At 59.6% G+C, this 21,046-nt stretch carries 23 protein-coding genes and 3 pseudogenes; 16 read left to right on the forward strand and 10 right to left on the reverse strand.

Annotated features, from left to right (window positions below; translation table 11 throughout):
- Positions 1-32 precede the first annotated feature (32 nt).
- From QZY07_RS10250 to QZY07_RS27375, 10 genes are all read left to right on the forward strand, one after another.
- Complete coding sequence (locus tag QZY07_RS10250; RefSeq protein ID WP_295402153.1) at positions 33-707, forward strand: Fe2+-dependent dioxygenase; 675 nt, start codon at positions 33-35, stop codon at positions 705-707.
- Between the two features lie 177 nt (positions 708-884).
- The gene (locus QZY07_RS10255) at positions 885-1,328 is read left to right on the forward strand and encodes a type IV pilin protein (protein ID WP_295402155.1); all 444 of its coding nucleotides are present in this window, start codon (positions 885-887) and stop codon (positions 1,326-1,328) included.
- Positions 1,329-1,369: 41 nt separating this feature from the next.
- Positions 1,370-1,933, forward strand: a complete 564-nt coding sequence (locus QZY07_RS10260) for a GspH/FimT family protein (protein ID WP_295402157.1) — start codon at positions 1,370-1,372, stop codon at positions 1,931-1,933.
- Positions 1,933-3,018 (forward strand): hypothetical protein, encoded by a 1,086-nt coding sequence (locus QZY07_RS10265; RefSeq protein WP_295402158.1) that lies wholly within the window; start codon positions 1,933-1,935, stop codon positions 3,016-3,018. Before QZY07_RS10260 ends, QZY07_RS10265 begins: the two co-directional genes overlap by 1 nt.
- 20 nt (positions 3,019-3,038) lie before the next feature.
- Positions 3,039-4,220, forward strand: coding sequence for a hypothetical protein (locus tag QZY07_RS10270; RefSeq protein WP_295402159.1), 1,182 nt, complete (start codon positions 3,039-3,041; stop codon positions 4,218-4,220).
- A 23-nt stretch (positions 4,221-4,243) separates the two neighbouring features.
- Entirely contained in the window at positions 4,244-4,963 is a 720-nt protein-coding gene (locus tag QZY07_RS10275; protein ID WP_295402161.1) for a hypothetical protein, read from the forward strand.
- A 345-nt stretch (positions 4,964-5,308) separates the two neighbouring features.
- Positions 5,309-5,512, forward strand: coding sequence for a cold-shock protein (locus QZY07_RS10280; protein ID WP_014778158.1), 204 nt, complete (start codon positions 5,309-5,311; stop codon positions 5,510-5,512).
- Between the two features lie 122 nt (positions 5,513-5,634).
- Entirely contained in the window at positions 5,635-7,227 is a 1,593-nt protein-coding gene (locus QZY07_RS10285) for an ABC-F family ATPase (protein ID WP_295402165.1), read from the forward strand.
- 35 nt (positions 7,228-7,262) lie between these two features.
- Positions 7,263-8,573 carry an oligosaccharide flippase family protein gene (locus QZY07_RS10290; RefSeq protein ID WP_295402167.1) on the forward strand — a complete coding sequence of 437 codons (1,311 nt, stop codon included), beginning with the start codon at positions 7,263-7,265 and terminating at the stop codon, positions 8,571-8,573.
- A gap of 163 nt (positions 8,574-8,736) precedes the next feature.
- A complete protein-coding gene (locus QZY07_RS27375) occupies positions 8,737-9,081 on the forward strand; it encodes a PilZ domain-containing protein (RefSeq protein WP_363184048.1) in 345 nt (114 codons plus the stop codon).
- Positions 9,082-9,085: 4 nt separating this feature from the next.
- Here the strand turns inward: QZY07_RS27375 and QZY07_RS10295 are convergent, their stop codons facing one another.
- Together QZY07_RS10295 and QZY07_RS10300 are read right to left on the reverse strand one after the other, a co-directional pair.
- A complete protein-coding gene (locus QZY07_RS10295; RefSeq protein ID WP_295402169.1) occupies positions 9,086-10,063 on the reverse strand; it encodes a Gfo/Idh/MocA family oxidoreductase in 978 nt (325 codons plus the stop codon).
- Positions 10,064-10,138: 75 nt separating this feature from the next.
- Positions 10,139-10,489, reverse strand: a complete 351-nt coding sequence (locus tag QZY07_RS10300) for a hypothetical protein (RefSeq protein WP_295402171.1) — start codon at positions 10,487-10,489, stop codon at positions 10,139-10,141.
- 65 nt (positions 10,490-10,554) lie between these two features.
- Here QZY07_RS10300 and apaG point away from each other — a divergent pair, with 65 nt between their 5' ends.
- Both apaG and QZY07_RS10310 read left to right on the forward strand, forming a co-directional pair.
- Entirely contained in the window at positions 10,555-10,929 is a 375-nt protein-coding gene (gene apaG / locus QZY07_RS10305) for a Co2+/Mg2+ efflux protein ApaG (protein ID WP_295402173.1), read from the forward strand.
- Positions 10,930-11,035: 106 nt separating this feature from the next.
- Positions 11,036-11,872 carry a symmetrical bis(5'-nucleosyl)-tetraphosphatase gene (locus tag QZY07_RS10310; protein WP_295402175.1) on the forward strand — a complete coding sequence of 279 codons (837 nt, stop codon included), beginning with the start codon at positions 11,036-11,038 and terminating at the stop codon, positions 11,870-11,872.
- 76 nt (positions 11,873-11,948) lie between these two features.
- On the opposite strand, the gene QZY07_RS10315 is transcribed toward QZY07_RS10310, so the two are convergent.
- From QZY07_RS10315 to QZY07_RS10340, 6 genes and pseudogenes are all read right to left on the reverse strand, one after another.
- On the reverse strand, positions 11,949-12,461 hold the full coding sequence (locus QZY07_RS10315; RefSeq protein ID WP_295402194.1) for a dihydrofolate reductase: 513 nt from the start codon (positions 12,459-12,461) through the stop codon (positions 11,949-11,951).
- Positions 12,462-12,498: 37 nt separating this feature from the next.
- Complete coding sequence (gene rsfS, locus QZY07_RS10320) at positions 12,499-12,855, reverse strand: ribosome silencing factor (protein ID WP_295402177.1); 357 nt, start codon at positions 12,853-12,855, stop codon at positions 12,499-12,501.
- 72 nt (positions 12,856-12,927) lie between these two features.
- Positions 12,928-13,557: a nicotinate-nucleotide adenylyltransferase gene (gene nadD, locus QZY07_RS10325; RefSeq protein WP_295402179.1), complete on the reverse strand. Its 630-nt coding sequence runs from the start codon at positions 13,555-13,557 to the stop codon at positions 12,928-12,930.
- 85 nt (positions 13,558-13,642) lie between these two features.
- Positions 13,643-13,801 (reverse strand): hypothetical protein, encoded by a 159-nt coding sequence (locus QZY07_RS10330; protein WP_201096387.1) that lies wholly within the window; start codon positions 13,799-13,801, stop codon positions 13,643-13,645.
- A gap of 143 nt (positions 13,802-13,944) precedes the next feature.
- A complete protein-coding gene (locus QZY07_RS10335) occupies positions 13,945-15,402 on the reverse strand; it encodes an FAD-dependent oxidoreductase (RefSeq protein WP_295402182.1) in 1,458 nt (485 codons plus the stop codon).
- 288 nt (positions 15,403-15,690) lie between these two features.
- Positions 15,691-15,876: pseudogene (locus QZY07_RS10340) on the reverse strand (IS1380 family transposase); the annotation flags it as partial.
- An 87-nt stretch (positions 15,877-15,963) separates the two neighbouring features.
- Here QZY07_RS10340 and QZY07_RS10345 point away from each other — a divergent pair.
- Together QZY07_RS10345 and QZY07_RS10350 are read left to right on the forward strand one after the other, a co-directional pair.
- Positions 15,964-16,563, forward strand: a pseudogene (locus QZY07_RS10345) (IS1595 family transposase).
- A gap of 138 nt (positions 16,564-16,701) precedes the next feature.
- Entirely contained in the window at positions 16,702-17,091 is a 390-nt protein-coding gene (locus QZY07_RS10350; RefSeq protein WP_295402183.1) for a cupin domain-containing protein, read from the forward strand.
- On the opposite strand, the gene QZY07_RS10355 is transcribed toward QZY07_RS10350, so the two are convergent.
- Positions 17,033-17,719, reverse strand: coding sequence for a nucleoside deaminase (locus QZY07_RS10355; RefSeq protein ID WP_295402184.1), 687 nt, complete (start codon positions 17,717-17,719; stop codon positions 17,033-17,035). The genes QZY07_RS10350 and QZY07_RS10355 overlap by 59 nt on opposite strands.
- 74 nt (positions 17,720-17,793) lie before the next feature.
- Between QZY07_RS10355 and QZY07_RS10360 the strand changes: the two genes are divergently transcribed.
- Both QZY07_RS10360 and QZY07_RS10365 read left to right on the forward strand, forming a co-directional pair.
- Positions 17,794-18,393: a YceI family protein gene (locus QZY07_RS10360; protein ID WP_295402186.1), complete on the forward strand. Its 600-nt coding sequence runs from the start codon at positions 17,794-17,796 to the stop codon at positions 18,391-18,393.
- A 227-nt stretch (positions 18,394-18,620) separates the two neighbouring features.
- Positions 18,621-20,309 (forward strand): radical SAM protein, encoded by a 1,689-nt coding sequence (locus QZY07_RS10365; protein WP_295402188.1) that lies wholly within the window; start codon positions 18,621-18,623, stop codon positions 20,307-20,309.
- A gap of 20 nt (positions 20,310-20,329) precedes the next feature.
- Here the strand turns inward: QZY07_RS10365 and QZY07_RS10370 are convergent.
- Positions 20,330-20,905: pseudogene (locus QZY07_RS10370) on the reverse strand (GtrA family protein); the annotation flags it as partial.
- Positions 20,906-21,046: the final 141 nt, after the last annotated feature.

Raw genomic sequence — 21,046 nt, forward strand, 5'->3', positions numbered from 1 at the left:
CTATACCTTCATATAGCGAACAGGATCTCCCCATGCTCCTCACGATCCCGGAACTGCTCAATCCCGCTCAACTTGCAAAGATCCACGAGACGCTCGCTGGCGCCGCTTTCGTCGACGGCAAACTCACCGCCGGTTTCGCCGCCGCGCGGGTGAAACACAATGAGGAACTGCGCCCCGAACCAGCGCGCATGCAGCGTCTGACCCGTATCCTCATGGCGAGTCTCGGTCATCACCCGATCTTCCGTTTCGGCGTACTCCCGCACCGGGTCGCCGACCCCATCTTCGCCCGCTATCAGCCGGGGATGGCCTATGGCGATCATGTCGACGATCCGATCATGGGATCCGACGGGCCAAGATTCCGCAGCGATGTCTCCATGACCGTCTTTCTCAACCAGCCCGAACATTATGATGGCGGAGAGCTCGTCATCCGTACCACGTTCGGGGAACAGCGGATCAAACTACCCGCCGGCGACGCCGTCGTTTACCCCTCGTCAAGCCTGCACCGAGTAGCGAAGGTGAACCAGGGCGAACGCTTGGTTGCACTCACCTGGATTCAAAGTTACGTGCGCGATCCGGCCAAGCGCGAACTGCTCTACGAACTCAACCAGGCGCGCGAATCCCTGCTCAAAAATGCGCCCGATCAAGCAGCCACCGGTTATGTGGATCGCTCCTACGCCAATCTGCTGCGGATGTGGGGGGACGTTTAGAGCGCGTTCGCGCAACCTGATCCCTGCCGGCGGGGAGTGTCTCGTGGGTCGCATCGAAGAGACGCCGGACACGAATCGATGCATTTCTCCAGTCTTGACTTTGCGCAAGATAAACAACACGATCAGCAGCGGGTCAAAGACAAGCTCAGCAAACATTTCAGGGATGGAGGGTGAGCGATGAAGATCAGACTTGCAACCGACCAACATGGCTTTACCCTGGTGGAGCTCATGGTCGTCGTGTCCATCGTCGCCATTCTCGCCGCGATCGCCCTGCCCTCGTATCAGAAAGAGATCCGGCGGTCCAGACGCTCGGACGGCCAGGTGGCCTTGATGGCGATCGCCATCGCGCAGGAAAAGCTGCGCGGCCATTGCACCCAGTATGCCAACACCCTGTCCGGCACGGCGAACTGCGATGCGGATGGAGCAAACGCCGTGCTCGGCATCGGCGCGACCAGCTCCGAAGGTTATTACCGTCTGTCGCTCTCCGGGGTAAGTTCCGCCGGATTCACGGCCACTGCCGTCGCTACTGGCCATCAGGCATGGGATACCGCGGGCGGCATCTCCTGTGATCCACTGACCATCGACCAGGACAGCAACCGGGAGCCAAGGGCATGTTGGTGAAGCGGCTAATGGCCTTCCACCGCGCACGCGTCATCCGCGGAATGTCCCGTCCCGCCATGATCGACGCGGCGTTTTCGGTGCGCCATCGTGGCGGGACCGGACCCCGAGGTTTCACCCTCCTGGAACTGCTGGTCGTGGTATCCGTACTGGCCGTTCTGATGCTGATCGCCGTCCCCTCCATGCAGGCCATGCTCACGCGCAATCATCTCAAGGCGGCGGCGCAGTCGATCGCGGAGGATCTGCAATGGACCCGCTCCGAGGCGATCAAGCGCAACCGAATCCTGCTGGTCGCCTTCGATGTCGAGCACTGGTGCTATGGCGTTGGCGATGCTGGAGCCGCTCACTGCAACTGTCGGCTGGCCCCGGAAGACGCGGGCGCCTGTTCGTTGAAACGGCGCCTGGGAACGGATTTTCCAGGCATCGGCCTGGCGGCAACCTTTGCCGGCACCCGCTTCGACCCCCTCCGCGCCACGTCAAACAACGGCACCCTGACCCTGACCGCCACGAACGGCACGAGCCTGAAAGTGGTGTTGTCGCGACTGGGTCGCGTCCGGATCTGCGCGCCCGCGGGCGCGGTCGCGGGCTATGACGCATGCGGCACCTGATGCCCCCGGCATGGCGCACCGCGCGACAGTCCCCTGCCACGCGACGTCGGCGTCAAAGCGTCGGCCATCGGTCCCGCCAATCCGGCGTCACCCTGATCAGCCTGATGATCGGCATGCTCGTCGGAATCCTGGTGCTGACCGGAACGCTGTCGGTCTATCTGCTGATCGTGAAAGGCGCGCGCGAGAATATCCAGCAAGCGCGTCTGAATCAGGAACTGCGCGCGGCCCTGGAAGTCATGCAGCAGGACATTCGGCGGGCGGGCTATTGGGATTTCGCCGACACCAATCAGGACGGCGACAGCAACGCAGACGGGGTTCTGACCTGGAGCGACCTCGGCGTCAACGCGGGCGGCTCCGGCACCTTCGATACCAACGGCGACGGCGCGACCGACGCCCTGGATCTCCATCCGGTCAACAATCCGTTTCAGCGCCAATACGGCCCCATTAACAACGACCTGTGCATCGGCACCGACTCCGGTACCGGGGCCTGCGTCGCCGAGCACTGTACCGCGACGAATGCGACCGGCGATTGTCTGACCGGGATCCAGACCGGAAGCTGCATCACCTACACCTACGATCTGGACCAGGATGGGCGGATCGGCGTGCGCTCCTGCGACCTTGACGCGGCTGCGGCCGACTGTCCCCGGCCCGCCGGCGCGCCATTCAATGCGGCCAATCACGAACCCTATGCCTGGCGCCCCTGGTATCCGCCCGCCGAGGCGGATAAAACCAAGGCGATCGCCATGGAGATGTTCGGCTATCGTCTGCGTGGCGGAAGGATCGACATGCGCGTCGGCTGGTCCAATTCCGGCGATGTCAGCTTCGGCTGCGACAGCGGGAGTTGGGAAGGCATCACCAGTTCGGAGATCACCATCGCCCACCTTGAATTCACGCTCACAACCCTGTTGCGCAACGCCAATCCGGCCAAATCGAGAACCGATACCTGTGCGACCGGCGATCTCTGCCAGCGGATTCGTTCGGTCGGCATTACCCTCGCCGGCCATCTCGCCCAGGACGACAGTACGCGCCAAACCCTCTCCGCGCTGGTCGCCGTGCGCAATGACCGCTATCTCCAGGCGCCCTGAGCCATGAGACGGAGGTTGCGATGACCCCCCGGACACCCCGCCCGCGACGCCCCCAGTCCGGCGCCATGACCCTGTTGGTCGGGCTGCTCCTGCTCATCGGTGCGGGGATCATCACCTTCAGCGCTACCCGCACGGGCGTCATCGAACGGCGCATCGCCAACAACGAATTCCGCGCCCGGGAAGCGCAGCAGGCCGCTCAGGCGGGACTCGAATATGCCCTGGCGTGGCTGGCCGAAAACCTCTGGACCACCGGCGACGCCGAGCCGAGCCCGCCGCCCGTCACCGCCGCCAACGGCTATGTGTATCAGACGCGGCTGACCTTTACGAAAAATTTCCATGGCGTCTGCGCACGGGCACAGGCCACTGCCACCACCGAGCCGGAGATCCTCGCGAACGTCTGGGAATGCTTCAACCAAACCGGTTTATTCGATTCGACCAGCGCCACCACCATGCCTCCGCCGCTGGTGTTGGCGGGCTGTCTGGCGGAACCAACCGAGCCTGCGGAACTTTTCGTCCTCAACGCCAACGCGGTCATGACCGGGCGGGCCGCCAACGCGAGTTGCCTGCCCCAGGGCAGTCTCGACATCTCCGCCTGGAACGACGCCAACGACAACCGCATCCTGGAACCCTTTGAGGAAGGCGCGAGCGCATCCTTCGATCGGACGGCGTTCGACGGTTGCCCCGGCGATCTCTGCGCCTGGAACCACGTCTTCGACATGCCGCTTGAGGACGCCAAAACGGCCGCCACCGAGTCAGGCCATGTGTATACCAGCCACATCCCCTGCGGCGCCGCCGCGCCGCCGGGCCTCTATCTGATCGAAACGACCGGCCCCATCGATGCCGTGGATCTCACCGGCGCCTGCTCGGGAGCGGAGGGCGCCGGCGACCACGGCATCGGCTCACCGCAAAAACCCATCCTCTTGATCGTCCCCGCGGACAGCGGCTGCCCGTCCTTCAATGACGGCATCGACATCCACGGGATTGTCTACTATGAATCGACCACCGCCTGCGCGACTCAGGGTTGGGGAGGCGCCAGGGTTCATGGCTCGGTGATCTGGGAAGGCGATGTCGGGGCACCTGCGGCGAACGCCCGCTTCATCGAGACCGAGTATGGGACCGGGAGCCACTTGAACGACGCCTTTCAGACGATCCGCGGGGCCACCCGCATTCCCGGTACCTGGCGCGATTGGGACTCGGACTGACGACCACACAGACGGAGGCAAAGATGCTCAGACAGACCAAAGGGAAACAACGGGGTTTCAGCCTCGACGAGGCATTGATCTCGCTCGTGGTGCTGTCCTCGGGACTCCTCTCGCTCGCTCAATTTCAGGGGCAGATGCACGAAAACAGCAGCCAAACCAAGACCCAGACCACAGCCGTCAATCTGGCGCAGCAGAAACTCGAAGCGCTGCGCGATCAGGCATCCACCGACTATTCCGGCATCGTCGACAGCCGCGACATCCCCCAGGCCCATCCCGGCGACAACACCAGTTTCAGCCGCCACTGGACCGTGACCTCACATGCCTCGCCCGCCTACAAGGAAGTCAGCGTCACCACCGACTGGCAGGCGTTCGACGGCACGGCACAAGCGGTGACCATCAGCTCTTTTCTGGCCCCAGGAGCGCCCTATACCGGCGACATCAAGCCCTCGACCGCCAGCGGCGGAACGACCGAAGACAACGAACGGCATGACGGGGAAGATGACGATGACCAGTCGGATCGCCCCGACGCGGACGCGGATACCGGCAGGGAAGTTGCGGAGCCCGTTTCGCAGGCAACCTGCCTCTGCAAACGCAGCGGATCCACCCAACAGGCACAGCTCGATGCCCGCAGCAGTCACCCGGATTGCTCCCATGCCTGCTGCCAGCAAAGCTGGGGGGCAAGTTCGGAAGGTGCCTGCAATAGAGCGGACTGCGAATTCGTCGCGCAATGCAGATCTGGTTGAATCCACGCCACCTCCAGGATGCCGGGCACGTCCTTGACGACATGCGCGAGACCGCGCCCGTGAAACCGGGCAATTGATCGCTACTGGCGTCAAGGCCCGATCAACTCTCGCAAATCAGTCGGTCGCAACACCCGATCCAGCACTCGATTCGATGCGGCACGGAGATCTCACGGCAGAAATGCCTTGCCGAATGGCTCAGTCTTCGGCAACATACGCCTAGTGCAGTGTTTTCTTGTAGTGTTCCGGTCGTTCCTCCTCTCCGCAGTGCGTGGCAGATCCTTCCGAAATAGCGAGACAGTCGTCTGCACATACACACGTTTCAGTTTCATTCTAGAGATTACCGAAATGGCTACAGGTACAGTTAAGTGGTTCAGTGACGAAAAGGGCTTTGGCTTCATCGCCCCCTCCGACGGCTCCAAGGACGTCTTCGTCCATCACAGCGCCGTCCAGGGCAGTGGCTTCAAGTCGCTGGCCGAAGGGCAAAGCGTCTCCTACGATGTCGAGCAAGGTCAGAAAGGCCCGAGCGCAACCAACGTCGTCCCACAGTAACTCCGGACGGCAGGCATGCCTGCCTAGCCCAGGGAAGCCCCGCCCCATGGCGGGGCTTTTGCATTTATGGCCCGTCGAATCGGTGCACTACTCTTCCATCCAGCTTTTTGCGGAACCCTGCTTTGATTTCCACAGCCAACATCACGATGCAGTTCGGCGGCAAACCGTTGTTCGAAAATATCTCAGTCAAGTTTGGCGGCGGCAATCGCTACGGTTTGATTGGCGCCAACGGCTGTGGAAAATCCACCCTGATGAAGATCCTGGGCGGCGATCTGGAACCCAGCGCAGGCAACGTCTCGGTGGATCCCGGCAAGCGTCTCGGCAAATTGCGTCAGGATCAGTTTGCCTTCGAGAACCACACCGTCCTGGATGCCGTTATCATGGGGCACGACGAACTGTGGCGGATCAAGCAGGAACGTGACCGCATCTATTCCTTACCGGACATGAGCGACGAAGATGGTATGAAGGTCGCGGACCTGGAGGTGCACTTCGCCGAGCTGGATGGCTACACCGCCGAGTCGCGCGCCGGCGAGCTGCTGCTCGGGCTGGAGATTCCGCTGGAGCAGCACGAGGGCCTCATGAGCGCCGTGGCACCCGGCTGGAAACTGCGCGTCCTGCTCGCCCAGGCGCTGTTTGCCGACCCCGACGTCCTGCTGCTCGACGAGCCTACCAACAACCTGGACATCCACACCATTCAGTGGCTGGAAGAGATGCTGAATGCACGCAGCAGCACCATGATCATCATCTCGCACGACCGCCACTTTCTCAATAGCGTCTGTACCCACATGGCTGATCTGGACTACGGCGAATTGCGCGTCTATCCCGGCAGCTACGACGAGTACATGACGGCCGCGAGCCAGGCACGCTTGCGCCAGTTCGCCGACAACGCCAAGAAAAAGGCCCAGATCGCCGAACTACAGACCTTCGTCAGTCGTTTCTCCGCCAACGCTTCCAAGGCCAAGCAGGCCACTTCCCGTCAGCGTCAGATGGAGAAAATCAAGCTGGAGGACATCAAGCCATCCAGTCGGGTCAACCCCTATCTCCGCTTCAGTCAGGATAAGAAGCTCTATCGACTGGCGCTGGAGGTTAAATCCCTGTCCAAGGGCTACGACACCTCACTGTTCAGCGGTCTCGACCTGAGCGTCGAAGTGGGTGAACGCGTCGCCGTCATCGGACCCAACGGCATCGGCAAGACTACCCTGATGCGCAGCCTGTCCGGCGACCTGCCACCCGACAGCGGCACGGTCAAGTGGTCCGAGAACAGCAGACTTGGTTATTTCGCCCAGGATCATGCCGCCGATTTCGCACTGGATATGACCCTCTTTGACTGGATGGACCAGTGGAAACAACCCGGCGACGACGAACAGGTCATCCGCGGCACTCTCGGTCGGCTGCTGTTCTCCCAGGACGAAATCAAGAAATCCGTGAAGGTCATCTCCGGCGGCGAGCAGGGCCGGATGCTCTTCGGTAAGCTGATGCTGCAAAAGCCCAATATCCTGCTGATGGACGAGCCGACCAATCACCTCGACATGGAATCGATCGAATCTCTCAACAATGCGTTGGAAGACTACCCTGGCACGCTGATCTTCGTGAGTCATGATCGCGAGTTCGTCTCTTCACTGGCGACCCGTATCATTGAACTAACGCCTTGGGGTGTCGTCAACTTCCGCGGCAACTACGAAAACTATCTGGAGAGCGAAGGGGCGGCGGCATAAGATACCAATGGGACGCCGCGCTGCTCGGAACCGATATGAAGAAACTTACCAATTTCAAAAAAATGATTAAGTCAAAGCTTCTGCGACAGATTTTAACGCTGTTTTCAGGGAAAGCGGCTGCGCAGATCGTTTTGCTTGGGTCGGCACCAATCATCACGCGCCTGTTCGAACCCTCCGATTATGGCGCAGCCGCATTGCTGATTGCGATCGCTCAAATAGCAACGCCAGTCGCCACACTCAGCTACAGCACGGCCGTGCAATTAACGAATCGTGACATTGATGCTCGCAAACTAGTCGCCCTGGTGTTGATGACCGCCTGCCTGTTCGTTTCCATCATGACACTCTTGATGTTATTATTAAATAATTTGATCCATTCCGAATTCATGAGACAGTTCGGAGGCTGGGAATGGTTCATCCCTTTGATGCTTCTTTTATATTCCATCGAGACCGTTATTTCCTCCTGGAATACACGAATGAAGCAATTCAAGATCCAGGCGACGACCTATGTAACAGGCAACGTGGTTGGAGCAGGCAGTCGCATATTATTAGGTTGGGCGGGTGGTAGTTCCGTGGGAGCCTTGATGGTCGGATATCTGTTAGGCACCGTGACCCGGGTGACTTACCTGATCCGCAGAAGTTCAATCTTCAGCCCGTCAAGCCCCCAGGAACGAGTAAATCAAAGTACCTTCAAACAATTGGCGGTCCAGTATCGCGATTTCCCCCAGTATGCCATGCCAACGGCGATTTTACAGATGGCTAGCAAAAAGCTGCCCTTGTTCTTTTTTGGAAGTCTCTTCTCTCCCGCCGCCGCGGGTTTTTATGCAATGTCAGAGCGCCTGTTCCTGGGCCCCCTTAATCTGTTACAGACATCCATTCGCGCTGTTTATACGCAACATACGGCGGATGCAGTAAAAAAGGGGCGGAAAGTTACCCCCATATTGGCCAAGGCGACATTCTTCACGGCCGGCGTTACGCTTGTTCCCGCACTGCTCCTTCATAGCTATGGCGAGCCGGGTCTTACCTGGCTATTGACCGAAAAATGGAGTACGGCTGGAACTTTTCTTGAAATCATGTCCCCCATGTTCTTTTTTTCATCCCTGGCGATCCCTGCAAATGCCGTGATGGTCGTTTGCAGAAGGCAGTCTCAAATACTGACCATACAGATTGGGACAAGCGTCGCATTGGTAGCAGGAGTTTTGATCGCATATTCGTTTTGGGGTACCGCCGAAGCGGCTTTACATTCGATGGTGATCGTATACGCAATCCGGCATTTGCATGTCATAATCCTTGCATTTTCAATCTGTGACCAGTGCCGGCGCATGGATACTGGCATGGAATCCGTTTGAACTTCCCGCGAATCCTCCTCGCGTCTGAACCCGGATCCGGCATCATGCCAGACGTTGCCGATTCGTCAGTTAGCGAGAACTGTATGGCAAATCCTTGCCAAACACGATTTTCAAACTGTTATACTCGAAACTTGTTTCCTGCCGGCACTCTCGGTTTCGACCTATGCAGACCAGTGAATTGGAAAACCGCCGCATTCATCCTCGCGTACCTCTGGGGTGCCATGTTCAGCTCCAGCCGATCCGCACTTCATTAGCTAGTTCAACGGAGCGCAGATCTGACAGTATTTCGCGAGACATCAGCGCGGGTGGCATGCGGATTTGGTCAGACCGGGCATATCCCATGCATACTCGATTGCTGCTTGCGTTCGAATGCGATGCACTCGAGTGGACGGGCATTACCACTTGTGTAGGCTCGGTCGTCTGGGTCGAACCAGACCCGACCGCCGGCCGGTGCCTGCTCGGGGTCAAGTTCGGCGATACCGAACCCGGAAAAACAACTCTTCAGTAATCGCTTATCTTACTGAACATCTCATCTCACTGGATGCCGCGATGCGGGCCCGGACCTCCAGCGCTACCTCCAATGCCTTCAGGCCGGTGCGACCATCCACCAAGGGCGAGCGCTTTTCGCGAATCCCCCGGACAAACTCAGCAAGCTCCAGATCCAGGGGCTTGATGGGCTCCACTTGGAGACGTTCGCGCACGATCTCCGGGCGGGCGATGCCATCGACCGAAAAAGGTGCGGCAATGTCGATGATTTGCGAGATAAAATCCAGCGAGAGATAACTTTTCGGCTGAAAAACCCGGATTCTTCGTGTGGTTTTATCCGAGACGCGGCTTGCAACGACATTCGCGACGGTCCCGTTGGCGAATTCCAAACGGGCATTGGCGATATCCACATGCTCGGTCAGAACAGACGCACCAACGGCAGAGATGCTGCAAATTTCAGCGTCCACCAAGGAAAGAATAATGTCGATGTCATGGATCATCAGGTCAGAAACGACATCGACATCTGTCGCCCGCTCCACAAACCCTCCCATGCGCTGGGCCTCGAGATACAGCGGTGCGCGAATGCGTTGCGCGAGTGCCATTACGCCAGCATTGAAACGCTCGACATGTCCGATCTGAAGCGTTGCGCCATGAGCCTGTGCCAAGTGCACGATCTCCGCGCCATCCGCCAGGTTCGGAGCGATCGGTTTTTCGAGCAGCACATGGATTCCGCGTGACAGCAGGGGGGCGGTCGCCTCCAGATGAGCGGTGGTCGGAACCACAACACTGACGGCATCCACCTGATCGATCACATCCCCGATACTGTCATAACTCACGCAACCGACTTCCGCCGCGACCGCTCGGGCACGGTCATGATCGATATCGACGACGCCGACCAGATCGACCTCCGGCATCCGCGAGTAGATCAGCGCATGGAAACGACCCAGATAGCCGACACCGATGACGGCGACCCGAATCCTGCCGGACGAAAGCGTATCTGACATAGGAAGCAACCAGCCTGAGCGGCTAAGAACGCAACTGCGATCGGATAAATGTCAGCGCACGGACACCACGCATCTTCACCCGCCCACGTTGGCCGGTCGAGGCGCCTGTGTCGCGATCGGATTCTCCGTCGCATCGGAGTAGATCGACACCTGATAGCCAAGTGTCGCAAACATGCCAAGCGCGACAATAACCAGTAGCAACAAGAACGGATCGGGTTTGGGCCGGCTGCGTTTGGAAGGGATCAACATAGCGGGCATCGCTTCGAGTAAACGTTTAACAGCAGCATACAACTCTATCAAATAATTAGAAAGAAACTCGAGCGATCCGAGTAGACCATGGATCTCGTGACCACATCCAAACCACGTCCGACACGACATTGGTTGGTTCTGGCCGGGCGGATCGGATAAACAAACAACCTTGACCATGCCGTACGCAGTTTCATTGGTATTATCACGCTTTCCGATTCGCTTGTCCGCAGTGGAGACCCCAGGTGAAAGAACTTTCGATCAAAATCGTGACTCAAAGCCAGTATCAGCCAGATCAGTCCTCGCCCGCCGAAGGCCGCTACGTCTTCGCCTACACCATCACCATCGAGAATCAAGGGGACGAACCCGCCCGCCTGCTCGACCGACATTGGATCATCACCGATGCGGACGGGCAAGCGCAGGAGGTGCGCGGACAAGGTGTCGTGGGCGAGCAGCCGCACTTGCTGCCAGGCGAACGCTATCAATACACCAGCGGCACCGTCCTGCCGACGCCATTAGGAAGCATGCACGGCAGTTACGGGATGATCGACGATAACGGGATCCGCTTCGAGGCCAGGATCCCCGCTTTCTCGCTGATTTCCGCCACCAGCATCCACTAACGAAATCGCGTTCCTGTTCGCGCGAAGGCCCGGCTTCAGTGGAGCGAAGCGGCAGCGTCCAGGACGCGGTCATCCGTATTTTCAATCCGAGCACGCCAACACGACCATGCCCACCTATGCGATCGGCGATATCCAGGGGTGCTATCTTGAATTGAGGGCGCTGCTCGACCGGCTTGCCTTCGATCCGCTGACCGACCGCCTGTGGTTCGTCGGTGATCTGGTGAATCGAGGACCGGACTCGCTCGATGTACTGCGCTTCGTGCATGCGCTCGGAGAAGGCGCAGTGGTCGTACTAGGCAATCACGATCTGCATCTACTGGCACTCGCCGCGGGCAATACCAAACACGCCAAAAAGAGCACGTTGGATGCCGTCCTGAAAGCACCGGATCGCGATGAACTTCTGCATTGGCTCCGTCATCGCCCACTTCTCCACCATGACCCGGAGCGGAATCTGATCCTGATTCATGCCGGCCTACCGCCGCAATGGGATCTGGCGGATGCGCGCGCGCGAGCCGGTGAACTGGAGGCGGCGCTGCAAGGAGACGATTATTGTGATTTTTTACTCGCCATGTACGGGGATCAGCCGGACCGCTGGTCACCCGAACTGACCGGCATGGAACGACTGCGTTTCATCACCAACTGCTTGACCCGTCTGCGCTTCTGCGCAGCGGATGGCACGCTGGCCCTGAAGGAAAAAGGAGACATTGGGAGACAGGCGGCCGGCCTAATCCCCTGGTTCCAGGTACCAGACAGAAAAACCCGGCATGCGCGCATTATTTTCGGGCATTGGTCGACCCTTGGCTACCGTGAGGAAGATAACGTCTGGGCGATCGACAGCGGCTGTCTCTGGGGCGGCGCACTCACGGCCATCCAGCTGGACAACATGCCATGGATGCCGATTCAGTTGAACTGCAAGGGGTATCTCGCACCTGGTCAGGATTGAGCGTCAGCGACGCCGCCGCATCAGACGATGCCGATGCAGTAACACAAAAAACATGCCATCCAGATCACGGGGTCGTTCACCGCCCGCGCTGGAGCTCAAAAAAGGTCATGGCAAAGGCATTGCGTGCATCCGCCGCCTGCTCGATTCGACTCACCTCGCGCCACTGCACGGGATCCCAGTCTGGAAACAGGGCATCGCCTTCGATCCGGACATGGACACGGGTCAGATAAAGACGGCTGGCGCGTGGCAGTGCCTCGGCATAAAGCGCGGCACCGCCGACAATCATCAGCTCAGGAACACTGCCCGCGATCGCAATCGCCGCATCGAGGGAGGAGGCAACGGTGCAACCATCCGGGCGAAAATCAGGATCGCGAGACAGGACAATATGCCGTCGTCGCGGCAGCAAACCCGGCAGCGACTCCCAGGTACGCCGCCCCATGACGATGGATTGATCCAGAGTCAATCGCTTGAAGTGCGCCAAATCGGCCGGTAAACGCCAAGGCAGGGCATTGTTTCGACCAATGACGCCATTCTCCGCCACTGCGGCAACCAGCGCGAGGATCGGCGCTGCGGTATCCTGAGCGCCGATAGAATCCAACGCACCCACTACCGACCCCCGCCCCGACTCAGACTGCACTCGATGCCATCATCGGCTCGGCGGCTGGGGCGGACCAAAGACGTTCGAGATTATAGAAATCACGCACTTTAGGCAGCATCACATGGACGACGACACCATTCAGATCCACCAATGCCCATTCGCCCTCGGCAACGCCCTCGGTCCCAAGGGGTGTCTCGCCAGCTTCCTTCGACCGAAAGGCGACAGTCTCGGCGATCGCTTTAACATGCCGATCGGAGGTACCGGATGCGACCACCATGTAATCAGTGATGGCCGTCTTGCCGCGCACGTCCATAACATTGACATCGCGGGCCTTCATGTCGGAAAGCGTCTCGACGACCAGTTGCCGAAGTTGCTCAAGTTGCATGCGTTCTCCTCTACTTAAATGATGAAAATCAATGATGTATATAAGTTTCGCGAAAGCGTTGACGAGACTGACTCACCGATAGAGACCCTCGCGCTTAATGATAGCAAGCACCGCCTCGGGCAACAGATAACGCGGACTCAGGCCGCGCGCGATCAATTGTCGAATGCGGGTTGATGAAATCGACACCTGGGTGACGTCGTGGTACAGGATACGCCCCCCCGGACGCTCCGCCAGGGACGCCGGCTCATCGCAGCCGTACTCCAGATAGAAATTGCGCAGGAAGGGATCGGCAACCGAACCATGACCGGGTCGGCGCATCACAACCAGATGCGCCAACTCAAGAATCTCCAGTGGTCGGTACCATGACAGGAAACCAGCGAATGCATCCGCGCCAACCAACAGATAAAGTGGCTCATCCACACCCACCTCGGCACGTAGCGAGACGAGCGTATCGTAAGAAAAAGAGCCGCCCGGCCGCTCCAGTTCGCGCCTGTCCAGGACAAAACCTGGCTGTCCGCCAAGCGCCGCTTCCAGCATCGTCAAACGCATCGCGGCGGCGGCCAGTGGTTGAGGACGATGAACGGCGACGTTCAGTGGAATAAAACGCACCTCGTCGAGACCCAAACCCTGGAGACAGTCTAGTGCCGGACGCAGATGTCCGAAATGAACAGGGTCGAAAGTTCCGCCGAGGACGCCAATCATCGATTAAGCCGCATCCGCTCCAACGGACATGGGTTCAAGCCAACCGATCCACTTGAAACCACGCATGCCATTGCTTGGACACAATTTAGTTATGCGACTTCAACAGAAGTTTCAGGATCTTCAGGTTGATCACCCAGAAGCGGTAAAACTGCCAGATGAAGGATGTCCGCATGTAGCGGACCCATTTCGTGGGCACCGGCGGATAGTATGCCTGCTGATAGGGCTCTTTGTTCTTAGCGGCCATAAGTCTCTGCCTCGCAGTAGATGTTTCGATCAGCGTCCGATTGAGCCGGACGACACCGCAAGGAAGAGGTTATCCCTCTCCCGTGCGCTTTACCACCAGAAGAAGGTGATTTCAACCGGGGGATTGCGATGACTGAAAACGCCTCAATCCGGAAGTATGGACCAACCCGGACGGAGCTTGGCCTGGTAGATGAACACATGGTGCAGGATATACTTCATCCAGTGTCCAGCCAGTCCGATCTCGCCAAAGGTGAGATTCATGTCCCGTCCATACTCGGGATAGGTTTCGTAATCCGGCACGACCGGGAACACCGTCATGGTGGCGGCGGTACCGTTGAAGATATCCGAGCCGGTCGAGGCCACGCAGGCCGCGCCCATCTCGCCCATGGAGGCGGAGTGCGTCGGCTCCGGCGCGCCCTTGAGCATGTCGCGGAGACTCTCCGCGACGGCCTTGCCGATGGTGGCCGAAGGCATGCCGGTACGCGGCGGGGTCGGACTGATCTGGGTGCCGTTGGGGCTCTTCATCACCTTGCTGATGGGATGCGGCGGCGCGAAGGCGATGCCGATGGCGAAGATGTTCTTGTATTTCGGCGTCTGGTAGGTTCTTGGCCAATCCGCCTTACTCCACTCCTCGAACGGCTTGGGAGCGTAATCGGCATCGACCTTCATGAACCCGTTGGGCGCGAAGACCTGATCGGTGATGTCGGCGCCAGACTTATCGAACGCCTTCAGGCCAACCCCCGAGAAAGGCGGAATCAGCATGGAGAAATCGAAGTTCAGTTCATGATAGGTGCCATCGAGCAATTCGTAGTGAATCTTGCCCGGCTCGATCTTGGTGATGTGCGCGCGGGTGATCCATTCCATGCCGCGCTCGACCATCAGCGACTCGGCGAATATCTTGCCGTTGGTCACGTAGCCGCCGCGCGTGATGTGCACGCCGCCCATGCCGAAATCGCCCAGTTCGTATTCGTTGCTGATCCAGACTAGCCGCCCGCGCTCGCGCACACCGGCCTCGCGCAAGGCATGATCGACATTGTAGATGTACTCGAAGGCCGCGCCCTGGCAGGTACACATGCCATGTCCCGTGCCGACGACAAAGGTACGCTCCTCGCCGGCCTTCATCGCCTCGATGTTCTTTTGCAGTTGCGAGTTCGCCTCCAGCGCGTGGCCAGGCGTGCAGACCGACACGGTATAGCCACCGTCAGGCCCCAGGCCGGGCGTGGCGCCGAAATTCAGCTTGGGGCCGGTGGCGTTGACCAGATAATCGTACTCGATAACTTCAGTCTGCCCGGCCCGCGACATCTCCGTGTATTCGACCGTCACAAAGGGGCTGGCATGCTCGGCATCGCCTTCCGGGTTGATCGACAGTGCCTTGGCCTGACGAAAGTCCACGTTAATTTTCTTATAGATCGGAGCAAGCTCGAAGGTCACCTGCCGCTCCGTCATTTCGCCCACGCCCACCCAGATATTCGACGGAATCCAATTCCACTTGGAATTCGGCGAAACCACGATAATCTGATGCTTTTTCCCGACCCACTTGCCCAGGTAGCGGGCGGTGGTGTGACCGGAAATACCCGCCCCAAGGATGACGATACGTGCCATATGCAGACTCCAGGTTCGATTCAGCCCTCGTCGCTTAAAGTTCGTCGCTTCAAACGGCGTCGATCAATTCCCATCTCACCCTATTCTTATCGACATGAACGATCCTTGTCGAGAAGAAGAAAAAAACGCTTATATACTGATTTAACGCGCCAAATGCCCGCTCGTAGCCGCAACTTGCAGGACAGGCCGACGAGGATGGATGCGCCGCGCCTATTCTCCGCGAGAGAGCAAAGCCGCTATCCCGGATGTTTCATAAACCTGTGGGCAGGCCCAGAAACGATGGGCGAGGTAGGGCGGATGGCGCGGGTCATCGACCGTCTGGGCGAGTCGTTCGGTCAGACCGATCGGCGGGTCGACACCGTGCAGAATCAAGGGGCCGAAATCAGAAGACATCGCCCCGCCGTCAACGTCAGCCCGAACGGTCCGGCCGTCGACGGGAGGAAATCGCAACGGCTCTTGGGTAAACTGGGACATGGGCAACCTCGTTTGGCTTCTCCGAAGCGTTCTTGGCGGAACGCCAATTTTATCAATTGGTTAAACGAGTGTCGCCCGTTTTTATGAATAATCCGGGTTAGACTCCAAATTACTATTTTAATTCAACAAAGTATAAACAGACTCTTAGCGGGCGTCGTTGAGGACGACGAAACCCTCGTCGGCGGCGCCGAGCACGGAGGCAAGCGTGGACGCGGGACCGCCAAGATGGTCGTCGTGATCGCACTAGAGGTTCTCGATCCCAAGGGGTTCGGGAGGTTGCGGATGCGGCACATTGCGGATGCCTCGGGCGAAAATCTCGTACCTTTCGTGTGCGATGTCGTTGCGGCTGGTTCCGTGGTGCATACCAACGGCTGGAGCGGGTACCACGACTGGCCGAAGCGAGGATTGACGCACCGCAGGACGGTTCTGTCGTCTTCCTCTGATCCTGCACATGTGACCATGCCCGGCGTCCATCGGGTGGCGAGCCTGTTGAAGCGCTGGATCCTCGGCACGCACCAGGGTGCGGTGACTCCTGAGCACCTCTAGGGGTACTTGGAGGAGTTCACCTTCCGCTTCAACCGGCGCACCTCGCAGAGCCGTGGACTCGTCTTCCGCCGCCTCCTGGAGCAGGCGGTCGTCACCGCGCCCGTCACTGAAGCCGCGGTGACGCATGGCTATGAGTGGTGACCACAACATTTAGGGAGTGGAGGCGCTCACCGACTACCCCCTTTCCGGAAATCGTCTAACGGGGTGCGGATGGACAGTCGGATCGCGGACCCGCATACCTGATCGGGAAAGCTGATCCTCAACAACCAGGAGTCCGCCATGAACGATCCCAACACGCAATCAGGAAACCTCTTCGCGCATGGACCTAGCCCCTCCGCGGGCGAGGATTTCGAGGAACTCCTGCGCTTGGGCCAACTGCGGATCGAGCGCATCCTGAGCAGTGACCGGCCCGACAGCGGTCTCTACGATCAGGAACAGGACGAATGGGTCTGTCTGCTGCAAGGCGAGGCCACGCTCTGGATCGCCGGCAATACCCTTCAGCTCGCCGCCGGCGACTACCGCTTCATTCCCGCGCACACCCCGCATCGCGTCCTGCGGACCTCGCACGCACCGCCCTGTCTCTGGCTAGCGGTGCATCTCGATCCCGCAGTCAGCGCGGAGCAGGAGGTTCAATCGCATCCCGATCATCCGAACCGGCCTCAGAAGTGACCGCCGCCCCATAGATTTCGCCATCCTTTACGACATACTCCCGCAGCGCCGCAATCGCCTCTTCCCGCCTCAGATCGCGTGTCACGCCGATGCCGCGGCGCGCATAGCCTTCCACCCAATCCGGCGGTTTGTGGCCCTCGTCGAAACCGATGGCGCGGACATCCGCGTCCCGTGCCGCGCAGACCAGGCGGTCGATGCCCGACCAGGGCAGGGCGCCCAGACACATGGCGCAGGGTTCCGCGCTGCTGAACAGCACGCAGCCGCCTGGGACGGCCTGACGCAGATCGTAATGGCCAAGCATCTGTTGGGCGCTGGCGATTGCCAGCATCTCCGCGTGGGCGATGGAGCAGCGCGAGGCCACCACCAGATTGACCCCGACCGCGAGCAGTCGACCGCTCTCCGACGCGAACACGGCAGCGCCGAAAGGGCCGCCGCTGCCGACGCGCACCTGCTCGCGGGTGAGTTCCAGCACCAGCGCCATCCGTCGATCGTCATCCGGGAAGATCGCCGGACGCGCGCTGAGAAAGGGCGCGATCCAGCGGGGAAGGGCGATCTGAATCGCCCCTGTCCAGGCTGGCGGTGCGGAGACTTCGCGCGGGGTGCTTGTTTCTGGGATTTTTGCGTCCAAGTTTCTGGTCTCGCCTGTCAAAAAAGCCTTTCCGTTTGAACGGCCCATCTTATCAATCCGCTGTGGAGAAACCGATGCGCAATTCGATGTTCGCTCTCATCCTGTCCGGGATTCTGACCGCAACCCCCGCGCTGGCCGACTGGACCCTCGACCCGGCCCGTTCGCACCTGGCCTTCGTCTCCATCAAGGCCAACGATGTGGCCGAGGTCAATACCTTCGGCAAGATTCAGGGAACGATTGACGGTGATGGTCAGGCGGTTGTCACGCTCATGCTCGACACGGTCGACACCCTGATTCCAATCCGTAACGAGCGGATGCGAGAGTTTCTGTTCGAGACAACCAACTACCGGGAGGCCGTGCTCAACGCCAAGATCGACCCCAAGATCATCACCGACATGGCTATCGGAGACATCGCTCAGATCAATGCCGAGGGTAGTCTCTCGCTCCATGGTCAGGAGCAACCCATGACACTTGCCATGCAGGCCGCGAAGGTGGACGCCAAGACCGTGATGGTCGCGAGCATCAAGCCGCTGATCGTCGATGCGGCCAAGTTCGGGATGAGCGATGGGGTCGAGAAACTGCGTGAGATTGCTGGTCTGGCAAGCATCAGCAAGGCCGTGCCCGTGAACTTCGTGATTAGCTTCGTCGAGGTTCCGGCGGCCGCTGGGCAGTAATCCACGCCGCGTCTGCCGTGACTGGCGCGATTGTCACGTTGGCTCCTCCTGGCATGCCTCAATGGCATCGCAGATGACGCGGTTTCGGCCAACCGCTGTCGATGTCTGTCGACGGGAGTACCATAATAGGGGTTCCTAAACGGCGTCCAGCGTGATGCGCGTTGTTTTGATGCACCAACAACGCATGTCATGGCGGGCGCGGTTTAATCCCGAACTTGGAGTCGCCCGTGGCATCGACAGACCAAACCTTTCACGTCGAACTGATCAAACCCTCCCACTACGACGATCAGGGATACGTCATCCAGTGGCTGAAGGCGTGGATTCCGTCCAATTCGCTGGCCAGTCTCTACGGGCTGACCCGTTGGGCGGCCGGGGAACGGGTGCTTGGTGATGACACCGAAATCCGGATCCACGCCTACGACGAAACCAACACCCGCATCCCGGTCGAGCGAATCATCCGCCGCTTCCGCGCGTCGGCCAATCGGGGCCTCGTCTGTCTGGTCGGGGTGCAGTCAAATCAGTTCCCGCGCGCGCTCGATCTGGCGCGCCGTTTCCGCGCCGCCGGGATCCAGGTGGCCATCGGCGGTTTTCATGTCAGCGGTTGCCTGGCGATGTTGCCGGATCTCCCCGTTGAACTGAAGCAGGCCATGGATCTTGGCGTGACGCTCTTTGCTGGTGAACTGGAGGGACGGTTTGCCGACTTCCTGCGCGCGGCTCATGAGCGTCGGCTACTGCCGCTCTACAATTACATGGATGATCTGCCGTCCTTGCAGGGGCAGACCATGCCGTACTTGCCGCCCAAGGTGGCGCGCCGCTACGCGCCCATGCCGGGTAGTTTCGATGCCGGACGCGGCTGTCCCTTTCTGTGCAGCTTCTGCACCATCATCAATGTTCAGGGGCGCAAGTCCCGCTATCGCGATCCGGACGATATCGAGCGCCTGCTGCGGGCGAACCTGGCGCACGGCATTCGTCACTATTTCATCACCGACGACAACTTCGCGCGCAATCGTAACTGGGAGGCGATTTTTGATCGCATCGCCCAATTGCGCCAGGAACTGGGCGTGAAGTTCAACTTCACCATTCAGATCGACACCCAGTGCCACACGCTGCCCAACTTCGTCGACAAGGCGCGCAAGGCGGGGGTTTCGCGGGTCTTCCTGGGGCTGGAAAATATCCACCAGGAAAACCTCGCGTCCGCCCGCAAAAAGCAGAACAAGATCGACGATTACCGTGCGATGCTCCTGGCCTGGCAGAAGAAAAAGGTCACGACCTACTGTGGCTACATCATCGGCTTTCCGGACGATACGCCCGCGCGAGTCCTCGCCGACATCGCGACCATCCAGCGCGAGCTGCCGCTCGATATCCTGGAGTTTTTCTGTCTGACCCCGCTGCCCGGTTCCGCCGATCACAAAGCGCTCTATGAGCAGGGCGCGCCGCTGGAGCCAGACCTGAACGTCTATGATCTTGAGCATGTCTGCACGACTCACCCGCGAATGAGTCGGGAAGAATGGCAGGGGCTCTATCGGCGTGCCTGGGATGACTATTACTCCATGGCTCATCTGGAGACACTGATGCGGCGCGCCGCCGCGTTCGATCGCAACCCGAAACGCATCATGGAAATCGCCCTGGAGTTTTACGGCTGCTTCCGATTCGAGGGCGTGCATCCGCTCCAGGGCGGCTTTATCCGCCGCAAGATCCGGACCGACCGTCGCCCATCCCTGCCATTGGAGGCCCGTCTCCCCTTCTATCGTCGCCGGTGGTCTGAGATTCGCGCGACCTATATCGGCCTGGCTGTCTATGCGTGGCGCGTGTGGCGGCTCTATCGGCGAGTCCGCCACGAACAGCGGGCGGCGACGAATCCCTATGTGGACGAGGCGATGCGGCCCTTGCCCGAGGCCAGCGGGAATCCGTCATAGCCGGTCCTTGGCGATGCAGGTCAAGCCGCCTGGGGCCGCTTCCAGGTATAGACCGCTGTCACCGCATAATTCCAGACCGCGCCCACCAGAATCCCGGCCAGCGCGGAGAAGAACCAGCCAGAATGCCCTTCCCGGAACAGATAGTTGGCGATCCCGACATTGGCCAGGGCGCCCACGCTACAGACCAGCACGAAGGTGAACCAGCCCCACAGCAGTTGCCGCCCGCGCAGCCGCATATCGCGGTAGGTCAGCAGATTGTTCAGGAAAAAATTGCTGGTCATGGCAACCAGGGTCGCGGCGGTTTGACCCAGCATGAAAGCACCGCTGCCGAGCAGGGTCAGGATCGGCCACAGCACCGCCATGTGGACGAAGACGCCAAGTCCCCCGATCAGCGAAAAGGCGATGAAGCGCACCGGAATCGTGGTTCCGATGATCTTCTGGGCCAGCATCAGCAGATATTCCCAGAGCACCGCCTTTTCGAGTTTGCTGTCGCCCGCTTGACGCTGACGGAAGGTGAAGGGCAGTTCGCGAAACCGTAGCGGGTGTTCGGCGGATGAGAAAATATCCAACAAAATCTTGAAACCAAGACCGCTCAGGGTAACTTCTCAATAACTCACGGCACAGCCTGAGCGGCCAAGATCCGTTCGCGCACGATTTCCGGCAAGGGCGGGATGTCTCCGATTTGCCCGATGCGGTCATTGAGGTAGTCCCAGAAGGAAATCCCGAGCTTGCGGCAG

Source organism: uncultured Thiocystis sp., assembly GCF_903866365.1.
GTDB lineage: Bacteria > Pseudomonadota > Gammaproteobacteria > Chromatiales > Chromatiaceae > Chromatium.